Annotated in this window: 12 protein-coding genes and 1 pseudogene; 2 read left to right on the plus strand and 11 right to left on the minus strand. The window is 45.8% G+C overall.

The genetic code is table 11. From position 1 onward, the window contains the following. Window positions 1-19: 19 nt before the first annotated feature. From FFM80_RS06525 to FFM80_RS06575, 11 genes are all read right to left on the minus strand, one after another. Window positions 20-376, minus strand: a complete 357-nt coding sequence (locus FFM80_RS06525) for an SFCGS family glycine-rich protein (RefSeq protein WP_137640071.1) — start codon at window positions 374-376, stop codon at window positions 20-22. A gap of 13 nt (window positions 377-389) precedes the next feature. Then, a complete protein-coding gene (locus tag FFM80_RS06530; protein WP_137640072.1) occupies window positions 390-731 on the minus strand; it encodes a transcriptional regulator in 342 nt (113 codons plus the stop codon). Continuing rightward, entirely contained in the window at window positions 724-2580 is a 1857-nt protein-coding gene (locus tag FFM80_RS06535) for a BglG family transcription antiterminator (protein ID WP_137640073.1), read from the minus strand. Before FFM80_RS06535 ends, FFM80_RS06530 begins: the two co-directional genes overlap by 8 nt. Before the next feature lie 326 nt (window positions 2581-2906). After that, window positions 2907-3533, minus strand: coding sequence for an HAD family hydrolase (locus FFM80_RS06540; protein ID WP_137640074.1), 627 nt, complete (start codon window positions 3531-3533; stop codon window positions 2907-2909). A gap of 80 nt (window positions 3534-3613) precedes the next feature. Beyond that, complete coding sequence (gene dtd / locus FFM80_RS06545) at window positions 3614-4060, minus strand: D-aminoacyl-tRNA deacylase (protein WP_137640075.1); 447 nt, start codon at window positions 4058-4060, stop codon at window positions 3614-3616. A gap of 11 nt (window positions 4061-4071) precedes the next feature. Beyond that, window positions 4072-6336: a RelA/SpoT family protein gene (locus tag FFM80_RS06550; protein WP_137640076.1), complete on the minus strand. Its 2265-nt coding sequence runs from the start codon at window positions 6334-6336 to the stop codon at window positions 4072-4074. Window positions 6337-6442: 106 nt separating this feature from the next. Next, complete coding sequence (locus FFM80_RS06555) at window positions 6443-6760, minus strand: hypothetical protein (protein ID WP_137640077.1); 318 nt, start codon at window positions 6758-6760, stop codon at window positions 6443-6445. Between the two features lie 69 nt (window positions 6761-6829). Further along, complete coding sequence (locus FFM80_RS06560; RefSeq protein WP_137640078.1) at window positions 6830-7582, minus strand: 16S rRNA (uracil(1498)-N(3))-methyltransferase; 753 nt, start codon at window positions 7580-7582, stop codon at window positions 6830-6832. 12 nt (window positions 7583-7594) lie between these two features. Continuing rightward, entirely contained in the window at window positions 7595-8545 is a 951-nt protein-coding gene (prmA, locus tag FFM80_RS06565) for a 50S ribosomal protein L11 methyltransferase (protein WP_137640079.1), read from the minus strand. Continuing rightward, window positions 8520-9197 carry a DNA-3-methyladenine glycosylase gene (locus FFM80_RS06570; RefSeq protein WP_137640080.1) on the minus strand — a complete coding sequence of 226 codons (678 nt, stop codon included), beginning with the start codon at window positions 9195-9197 and terminating at the stop codon, window positions 8520-8522. The genes prmA and FFM80_RS06570 overlap by 26 nt, the downstream gene beginning before the upstream one ends. A gap of 30 nt (window positions 9198-9227) precedes the next feature. Continuing rightward, window positions 9228-9512 (minus strand): hypothetical protein, encoded by a 285-nt coding sequence (locus FFM80_RS06575; RefSeq protein ID WP_137640081.1) that lies wholly within the window; start codon window positions 9510-9512, stop codon window positions 9228-9230. A 256-nt stretch (window positions 9513-9768) separates the two neighbouring features. Between FFM80_RS06575 and FFM80_RS06580 the strand changes: the two genes are divergently transcribed. Further along, window positions 9769-10059, plus strand: coding sequence for a hypothetical protein (locus FFM80_RS06580; RefSeq protein ID WP_137640082.1), 291 nt, complete (start codon window positions 9769-9771; stop codon window positions 10057-10059). A gap of 269 nt (window positions 10060-10328) precedes the next feature. Next, window positions 10329-10973: pseudogene (locus FFM80_RS06585) on the plus strand (DNA/RNA non-specific endonuclease); the annotation flags it as partial. Window positions 10974-11186: the final 213 nt, after the last annotated feature.

An 11186-nucleotide genomic window follows, 5' to 3' on the forward strand; every position in this document is an offset into this window, starting at 1 on the left:
GCACTGCCTCCCGTAACCGTTATTTGTTATACTTTTTCGCAAAGGCTTCCGTTAACTTTTGGCCAAGTTCCGGCTTGTCCATAAAGCCAAAGCCCAACACCGTCTTCCCATCGGCAATCGCCGTTAACCCTTCTTGGATTGACCGCATCCCGTGTCGTTCTGGATAGCCGTATTTCGTGCTGGCCGTTAAAGCCCCAGCACCACCACTACCGCAAAATGACAAGCCCATATCAGCATTTTCTTGTTGCATGACATCGCCTAAGCGCATGTCGGCACCCATCCCAGGAACCACAATCGCTTCACCACCGGCTTGTTCAACCCCGGCCGCAACTTTTTGACCCTTACCCATTCGATCTGCAATCACAACTTTAACCATCATAAAATCCTCCTTATTTATTTTTAGCCGTTTCAAAATGAATTGATGCGACATACTTTTCTGAATCTGCTAAGTTTCCAATCTTAGTGACCAAATCCGCCGCAATTTGAATTGCTTCGGGCGAAACCTCTGCAAACATTTGCGGATCAACGGCTGCTAACGGTTCACCCGTTACTGAACGGGTCACCATTTCCGCAATGTGATTGGTTAAGATCACCAGTTGTAATTCGGTTGGTTCAATCTGGGCTGCCCGCATTCGCTTAATCGCAAAATTTAACGCGGTTAACGTCGCTGCAGGATGTTTCGCCTTAGCTAAAATCGCTTGTACATCTGCTGTGATCCAAGGATCATCCATGTTGTTTCGCTCCTTTATTCGTTAAGTCATTAATCCGGGTATATTGTAAAATGGCACTGACTTCGGCCGAATTAATCGATAATTGATTGGCTTTAAAAATCTGCCGGATCCGTTGTGCATCATTGGGGGCAACCGGCGGCCCACCCACTTGCAACCCTTGACTGTCATAACTTTGCTGACAACTGATACGCTGTACCGCTAGCATCACGTGAATCACAAACGCCGCTTGATACGCTGCCGGGACCCGCGACCCAATCGCGGCCTGTAATTGACCATAGATGACGGCGCCCTTCAACATTAGTGCGCGTGATTGCGCCATCTGACCAGCTGTCGTCACTGGTTGCGGTGTCACTGGCGTTAGCCGCTGTGGTGAGACTTGCAATACTTGCGCGACGGCCGCTTTAATCTGCTGAATATCAGTCGGACTCGGTAAGGGACTGACTTGAATAACGGGCAAGTCAACATCCGTGAGTGGAAAGATGCTGACAACTAAATCAGGTTGCCACTGCCGGACCTTTGCCGCCACCTCGGTTGGCGATGCGAAACCGGCAATTTCAATATTGGTAAGTTGCCGCTCCAACTCGTTTTTAATTAAACTGGTCACACCCAAGCCGGTTGAACAAACATAAATAATGCGCGCATGCCTAGTCGTCTGTTGCCGTTCAAGTGACACTAAGAAATGCAACGTGACAAAGACGATTAATGACGCATTAACCACCGCTGGATTGGCCGATATTCGGGTTCGTAACGCGTGACTCACGGCTTGATACAGTGCTGGGTGTCGATTTTGAATATCCGCAATAAACGGATTATATTCGTTGGTAAACTTATATTTATTGCTCAGTTGCGTTAACAGATGTGAAAATAAATTCACTTGTAACTGACTGTCGCGATCATAAGCTTGCCCCGTCTGTTGACTGACCGCCGCAATGATATCTTTAGTTAGCCGTGCAATATTTTGATCATCAAACCGGGGATTGGCCCCGCGTAGCAAATAATCGTACTCTTGCTGCAATTGTGGAAAGTCATAATGCTGCATTAGCTGTACAAAGCATTGATACGGCAACGCCGCCTGCTCATGTGGACTAGCAGTCAACTGTTGGTAATGACTCAGCGATCGATGCATACTCAAACGCAAGATGATAATTGCTAACCGCATAATCATCGTCAACTGATCGTTAGCATCGAAATTCGGATTCGCGGTTGCCGCTGGCGTCGAAAAGGCCGGAATAATCACCCCTAAAATAGTTTGTAACTCTGGCACCGTACTTAGCGGCAGTTGACGTAACTGCTGTAGCGGATCATCAGTCAGATTTGCAGCCAATGACGTCCGCACTAGCTGGTTTAACAGCGCTTCCAAAACCGAACGCAAATTAAGCTCAGCCCCAATTAGCCGATAGCCATAATAGTTTTTACGCTCTAATTTCACTTGAAAATCTGCTAGGTAACGTTCGACTTTATTCAGATCATTAATCACCGTATTCTTGCTAATTCCCAACCGGTTCTCCAATTGTTGTGTTGTTAGATACCGATCAGTCACTGCTAGTAGCAATCCCAGCTGACTAATTCTTTCCTGTGGTGTACTAGCTTCAATAGTTGGTTGATTCGTCATCAACGCGGCCTTTAAGCTTGCACGTTGGGCCGGCGTCGCAACTAGCCAAATACCAACCCGGGGCTTAGCACGGTAATAATCACCAGCTGCCTGTAACCAAGCTTGGACTACCTTCAGATCGGTTTTAACCGTCCGGATACTAACATTAAGTCTTGCTGCTAAACACTTCGTCGTCGTTGCTTGGTCTAACGATAGTAAATGCAACCCTAATTTCACTTGACGATTTGATAGTTGCACACCAGCCTCACCTCCCACAATTCAGTTTGTGCAACCCCTTACACTGTTTATCTTACGGATTTATCGACCGATAACAATACCAAATCCGCGCCCGATAATTAGTGCAAGCCCTGACCTAATTCAGCGGCACCTTAATTCTGATTATAATGACTAAATTTATGGGTACAACTAATTCCACATATAAAGATTTTTATACAAGGTGGACTGAACCCTGATTCAAGCGTCAGCATTTAAATACATCAACGATAATCAATTTAGCTGTCCATACCAAAAAGCACGCCCAACAACAAATAACGTTATTGGACGTGCAATGATAATTGTGAAGTTTAACCAATCAATGGCAATAACGCTGTTAATGAGGTGACCTCGACCTCAGGGTGACTCGTCACCGTTACTAACTGGTCATAGTCGAATAAAAAGCCTGCGATCTGCGCATTATGCCCGGCATCAATATCTAGATTGCGGTCACCCACCATCACGGCTCGAGGCCGATCAACTTGATGCTTAGTTAGCAAATAATTTAAAGCCGCGGGATTGGGTTTACGGGGGAATGGTTGGGCCGCCGTGACAAAATCATCAAAATACGGCTCTAGTCCTGCTTGTGCCAAGTACCGTAGCGCATCATCATTGCGGTGAGTCATTAAATAATTGTGTCCGCCAACGGCTTTGATCTTGGCCAAAACAGTCGCCGCTCCTGCAAAAGCTTGCGGTTGGCTTTGCAATTTAGGCTCACTTTTTTGATAGCCAGTCCGAATCTGATGCCAATCCCAACCATAACGTTGCGCAATGGTTCGTTCAGCTACCCCGACTGATTGTTGCCGCATGATTTGATATGCCTCGACCGGCGTCACTTCACCGCCTAAATCCGCAACGGCTTGTACAAATGCTTGCACCATTGCCGGATACGTGTTCAATAAAGTCCCGTCAAAGTCCCAGATAAATTCTCGTTTCATTACTAAAAAAGCTCCCATCCATTTAATTGGGTCGTACAAAAAGCTGAAGTTAAGGTTTTCCCTAACTTCAGCTCAATCAACTATTTCTGATTAGTATCGTAACAAATCGTTACCGGACCATCGTTAACTAGCGATACTTGCATATCAGCACCAAATTCACCCGTGGCGACCCGCACCCCAGTCGCAGCCAGGTGCTGATTAAACTGGGTATACAACTGGCGCGCTACGGCCGGATCACCAGCATCGATAAAGCTCGGCCGATTACCATGCCGGGTATCCGCATACAAGGTAAATTGTGAAACTGACAAAATGGCACCACCAATTTGTTGGACGTTCAGATTCATCTTTCCATCCGCGTCACTAAAAATCCGTAGATTCAAGATCTTATGCACGAGGTAATCTAATTCTGCCGCACCATCCCCCGTCGTAAATCCGACGAGTAACACTAATCCTTGTTGAATATCACCGTGCACCTGACCATCAATACTAACTTGGGCCTGTTGCACCCGTTGAACAACCACTCGCAAACGAATACCCCCTAAAACATCTTCCGTTCAACTACATAAACGTCTTGAACATTCTTCAAACTATCGATAATACGTTGCAAGTGGCCCAAGTTACGAACCCCTAAGGAAACGCTAATAATCACCATCTTGTTATGGTCAACTTTCCCATTAACATTCGTTAAGAATTTCGTATTATTGTTGATGACCTTTAAAACGTCGTTCAACATGCCATTTCGATTATACCCTTGAATTTCAAGATCGGAGTTGTAGTTCGTCCGGTCGCCTTCAGGATCTTCCCATTCAACTTCAATTAAACGTTCACCTTGAGTTTCGGCTTGCTTCACATTCGGACAGCCAATCCGGTGAACTGAAACGCCACGTCCTTTGGTGATGTAACCAACGATTTCATCACCAGGGATTGGTGAGCAGCAATGACTCAAGCGAACCAATAAGTTATCGACCCCTTGAATAATGACCCCGCCAGACGACGAGACCTTTTTCCGTTGCTCATCTTTCTTCTCTTGGGCTTCAGTTTGTTCTTTCTTTTTCTTCTTAGTGGCTTGTTCCGTGTGTTCGGCTAAGATTTCGCGCTCACGTTCACGCTGACGATCAGCTTCACGCTGCTTGCGCACATCACTAGTCAGCCGATTAGCAATCCCCACTGGTTGCATATCCCCAAACCCTAAGGCCGCAAAGAGGTCATCTTCACCAGCATAGTGCATCTTCTTGGCAACTTTATCCAACTTTTCTTTCGTCATCACAACTTTGGGGTCAAAGTTGAATTCTCGCAATTGATGGTCGAGCATCTCACGACCCGTGATGATGTTTTCTTCACGGTCAGCATTACGGAAAAACTGTTTGATCTTATTACGGGCTCGCCGCGTGTAGACCAGCTTCGGCCAATCACGACTAGGCCCCGTGGAACTCGTCGAGGTTAAAATATCGACAATGTCCCCATTTTTAATCTGATAATCCAACGGCACAATCTTACCGTTTACTTTGGCTCCAGTCGTATGATTACCAACCTCGGTATGAATCGAGTAAGCCATATCCAATGGCCCAGCCCCTTTAGGCAATTCCATCACATCACCCTTAGGCGTAAATGCATAGACGCGATCGCTAAAGAGATCGCCTTTGACGCCTTCCATAAAGTCGGCGGCATCTTCACTCTCATCTTGAAGTTCAATAATCTCTTTGACCAAGTTCAATTTATCGCCAGATTGGGTCTCTTGGACTTGATCATGGACGCCTTCTTTATAGGCCCAGTGCGCCGCAACCCCATATTCAGCGACTCGATGCATCTCAAACGTCCGAATCTGAATTTCAAGTGGCTTACCTTCTGGTCCAACCACTGTCGTATGCAACGATTGGTACATGTTGGCTTTGGGCATCGCAATATAATCCTTAAACCGGCCTGGCATCGGCTTCCATTGGGTATGAATCGCCCCTAAAACGGCGTAACAATCCTTAATCGAGTCCACGACTACCCGAATCGCTAACAGATCATAGAGTTGACTGAACTGCTTGTGTTTATCACGCATCTTTTTATAGATGGAATAAATATGCTTCGGCCGACCATAAATATCAGCGTCTGGTAAATTCAAATCATGCAAGGCTTGGTGGATATCTTGAATCGCAATTTCGATATATTTCTCACGATCTTCACGCCGCGAATTCATCAAATGGACGATCCGATAATATTGTTGTGGATTTAAGTACCGCAACGAAATATCCTCCAGTTCCCATTTAATCGTGCTAATCCCTAACCGATCAGCAATTGGGGCATAGATCTCCAAGGTTTCGTTCGCAATGCGCCGTTGTTTATCTGGCCGTAAATGCTTCAAGGTCCGCATGTTATGTAAGCGGTCTGCCAACTTCACAATCATAACCCGAATATCTTTGGACATCGCTAAGAGTAGCTTCCGATGATTTTCAGCTAGTTGTTCTTTATTAGACTTGTAGCGAATCTTACCTAGTTTCGTCACACCATCCACGATGACGGCAACGTCCTTGCCAAATAACTCTTCGACATCCGCTAATGTAACCCCGGTATCTTCAACCACATCATGTAAAAAGCCTGATGCCACGGTTTCTGGATCCATTTTTAACTCAGCTAAAATCCCAGCGACCTGAATCGGATGCATAATGTACGGTTCGCCGGATTGGCGGTACTGATCACGATGCACGTAGGTTGCAAAATCACAAGCCCGTTTAACGAGGGCAACGTGATCATCATTCATATAATTTTGGACCATTTCGAGGACGTCTTGAGCCGTCCAAGTAGGTTGTTTGGGCATGCATATTCACCACGATTTCAAAAATTTTTTTTGCAAAAAAGCCAGTTCGTTGTATCCAACTAACCGGCCTTAATCTGTCCTAATTCTGAATACCACTCGTTTAAGCTTATGCCGCCATCCCGTATGCTAAGTACGATATCCCTAAATCAACAATTGCGAGATAATACACGTAAGTTGGGAAGAATAAATAGAGTCCCAACAAGCAAAATAACGGCATTAGCCAAACCAGCCAACCGGTCCGTGCTGTCCGACGAATCTGCCAGCCCAACACGGCTGCTAAAATAAAGTCAACTAAAAATAATAGCCAAACGATTTGATGAAAGCGGCTGACGCTCAGTAACGTCAATAACCACGGCAAGCCAAGGCCAACCACGATGGCCACTAACCAATATTGACCACTAACCTTACGAAATTTTTCCGTCAAATCCATCCCTCACTTAGGTTTTAATGCTATATGACTATGATTATTTATTGTACACCACCGTCAAAAAAATTACACTAATTCCCGCCAAAAAGAAACAGCACTCAATAAGTATAACGGCGCCGTTTCCGCCCGCATAATGCGGGGCCCTAATCCAGCGGCTTGAATGCCAGCAGCTTGCAGGTCAGTGACCTCGGCGGTGGTTAAACCGCCCTCGGGACCAAAGATCGCCAGCAAGCGCTGCCCATCATCTAATTGACGTAACGTCTGCACGAGTTGACTGCTTTCACCCTGCTTAGCCGATTCTTCCCAGGCAACCACCCCGGCCGTATAGTCAACTTGCGTCACTAAACTAGTTAGGTTGGGCTGATAACTAACCGTTGGGACAACAGTTCGATGGGATTGTTCGGCCGCTGACTGGGCAATCTTGGCCAACCGAGCTAATTTACGCTCACGTTTATTTGGCGCCCACTTGGCCACTGCGTATTGACTGTCAAAAAAGACAAATTCGGCAGCGCCAAGTTCCGTTCCCCGTTGAACGATTTGCTCGGTTTTATCGCCTTTAGAGACGCCACAGGCAATCACGACTGGCACGGGTAATTCGACTTGCGGGGTCGTCACCTTCAGAGCCTTAACTTGAGCTGCTGACCCCGCAGCGCTGACCAATTCACCAATCACCACCGCCTGAGCGGCCGTGACAAACTCAGCTTGATCGCCAGGTTGGGCTCGCATCACTTTTAACCAATGATGGACCGAATCGCCAGTCAGTGTAAAAGTTGCGCCCAAGACAGGCTGCGTTTCAGCTGTTAAAAAATAGCGTTGCATCCTCAGCCTCCGTTAATCTTCGTCCGTTGGTAGATAGGCGATAATACCGTGCCAATCACCCATTTGCGTATGCTGAGTAATTTTAAAACCAGCCGCCTTTAACGCTGTCATGACCATCGCAAACTTATCGTCAATAATCCCCGACGTGATAAAGTAGCCGCCCTGCTTTAAATTAGCTTTTGCCTGTGGCACTAATGGCACAATGATTTCCGCTAAAATATTGGCGACAATGATATCAGCTTGCGTCTGAATGCCGGTTAACAAGTCGTTCGCAGCGACCTTCACATCAGCAGCAACCGGATTTAGATCCAAATTATCCTGTGCCGCTTTAACGGCGACTTCATCCAAATCGTAGGCTTCCACCTGGCCAACACCCATAGCTTTAGCCGCAATGCTCAACACCCCAGAACCAGTGCCGACATCAATTAAATGTTCACCACCATGAATGACGGTTTCTAGGTTTTGTAGTGACAGCTGCGTCGTTGGATGGGTCCCAGTCCCAAAAGCCATCCCGGGATCTAACCGCATAATCGATTCATGCGGCTGAACGGGTTGATAGTCTTCCCAACTGGGCACAATCGTCAAATACCGAGTCACGCGCACCGGATGATAATACTTTTTCCAAGCCGTCGCCCAGGCCTCATCAGTGACCGCAGCCATGGTCACTTCATTCGGCGCCGGATTTAACCCAAAATCGCTTAATTTTGCCACCCGTTGCTTAATGGTTGGTAAAATTTCTGGTACAAAGACGGTTTCGGGATAGTAAGCTGAAATCTGAGCCCCCGCCGTAATATGAGGAATTGTCGCTAAATCGATAATTTCACCATACCGGTCTGGTTTTAAGTTTTGATAATCCAAGGCATCTTCAATCTTAACGCCACTGGCACCGGCTTCCATTAAAATGTTGGAAACGGCTTCGACGGCTTCATTTGAAGTTTTAACGGTTACTTCTGTCCATTGCATTTTTTACTGTTCCTCCTAATTCTGATGACTGCCAACCATGTTGCTGTAAATCCTGATCACACCGGCGACTGTTGGATACAAACGGGTTACCCACCACATAATACCGTAGTGGTGCGGTCGTCCAATCCCCTTTATTGACAATTCCAATTCGCGGACTGATCCCCACTTGCCGCGGTTGTCGCCCACCAGTTAAGACCAGCTCAAGGGTGCTTGCCTGAAGCGGCGTGGCATTTAATGTCTTATCCAATCCCAGGGCCTGCATTAACTTTCCTGGACCATTCGTCAAATTGCTAACGGGGCCCAGCCGGCGCTGTAACATCTGCTGTTGCGTCCATTGATTAGCCGGTTCAATACCACGAATCAGGACACATTCCGGTGTTCCCGCCGCTTGTGTTACCAAATTCAATAAGAATTGCGTCCGCATCTGATAAATGTAGATTGTTCCCGCAGCGAGCCATAAAGCCTGATTACGTGCCGTTTGATGATTCTTAAACGCATGCGCCCCCGCATCACGCGGTCCTAAGTAAGCTTCAGTTTCTGTAATCCAAGCACTCAACGGCCCCGCCGGCGTTTGTAAGCGTAATTGCCGGCCTAACAAATCGGCGGCAATCTCGGTTGTGGGGCGGCCGCTTAAAAAAGTTGTCACGGTCATTTAGTGTCACCATCCTAATAAAAAGGGCGACTAGTCAGCCGCCTTTTTTGCTAAATGTTTATTTAAATACTTGACCAGATCCGTTTCGTGCTTAAAAATTCGAGGATGCTTCTGCTTATGCAGGCGCAAGGCAATCTCATTAATTTTTACGCGTCCAGTCCAAGTATGACTATACTTCACGACCACGCGATTATTCCGATGGTCCTTGCCGAATTTCAACACGTAAACGCTATCGGGAACCATCAGCGGTCGGATATATGTTTTGTCATATTCATAATGTATCGATCGCAAAAACTGTTTCGTGCGTTTTAACATGTCGGTTATCTCTCCTTCACAACGTGAAATTGATTGATTAAAGAACTTATTTTACTAAGCCCACGGTCATTATATCTGTTCAATATTATAACAGATTTTAAACAGTTATTGTATCAATTCGCCACCGGTTAGGCAAGAAACTCGCATTAATTGATGAATATTTGCTTAAAAAAGTGATTATTTGCCAATCAGCTAGAAAATCTATGCTAAACTATTGCCAATTAGGGATTAAGTTAATTATACAGGGGGATTTACCATGATTTTAATCGAAAAGATCTATCACCACAGCCACGCTGAAGTCACTAAAGTTGACCAAATTGACCGGTTTCAAACTAATGACGGCTACGTGACTACTCGTCAAGTGTTGGCACGTGAAATTGGTGCAGACGGCGAAAACTGCTTTTATAAAAATGCAGACGGCAAACGTAAAAAGGTCGTGGCCACTAAAGACGATACGGGGGCATGGCATTTAAAAACCATCGGCACAACCGATGCGGATCAAGATGGCCTACTCGACTTGCCACATATGGACAATGTTTGGGGGTAGTTGTCATAGCCAATTAGCTAAAAACAACCAGTTGCTATAACCAATATCAAGCCAGCTAGTGATTTTCACTCATTAGCTGGCTTTTTGTTGATTTCTTTTAAAATATAATAGTTTTAATACTGAAATTATTATAAAATTATTAATAGAAGTTAAGTTACCAATTAATTGGGGGAATACGATTAATTGAACTAACCTAACACTAATTTTAAAAGGAGCTGGTTCTTTTGCAAAAATCCTCACGCCATTTTCTAAAATGGTTACTTACCCTTATGTTACTCGTTGGGAGTGTCACGGCAACTACTGCCTTTACCCAACCGACCACCGCGCATGCCACCACAGTTTATGTGACCCGTACTGGGAAACATTACTTCTATAAACGACATGACCGGGGGTTAAATCGGGCTAAAAAGGTGTTCGCCGTTTCTTTAAGTACCGCCAAAAAACGCGGACTCACCTTATCAGCCACCGAAACGGCCCCTAAGAAAACTACGGTGACCCATCACAAGACTGTTAAAAAGTCAGTGGTTAGAAAAACCGCTAAGAAAACGCCTAAGAAAGTCACCACGACTAAACGGTCAACGACAACGACTTACCACGTCAAAACAGTCAATCACAATCGACCAACGTTCACTAAAAAGACCCTGTCGACTAAACGCGGTGCTTGGCAAAAATATGGTCGGCTTGACAGCTACAACCGTGCCACCACGGCGAATGCCCTACTCAACAAGCGCTTGATGCCTACCAGTGAACGGGCAGCCCTCACCGTTGATCCGACCGGTTGGCATAACAAACACATCAGCTCTGGCTGGCTCTATAACCGTTGCCACTTAATCGGTTATCAATTAACTGGTCAAAATAACAACTTACGCAACTTGATCACTGGGACGCGACAACTTAATGATCCTGGCATGATGTCGAACGGCGAATTATTTCGGCACTCCAAAGTCATATTAATCCAGCCAGATTCTTGTAATCTATGCTAAATTAATATGACTTTTTTCGCTAATTGCGGCCGTTCATGCTAATTATTTCGGCTTGACTTTTTCTCACAATTAAAAAGCCGACTATTTTCAGTCGGCCCGGTCGTTACTAAATTATTGTTAGTTCAGAAGTGGCCTGAAAGACCA

It is taken from the genome of Lactiplantibacillus dongliensis (assembly GCF_005405105.1).
Lineage (GTDB): Bacteria > Bacillota > Bacilli > Lactobacillales > Lactobacillaceae > Lactiplantibacillus > Lactiplantibacillus dongliensis.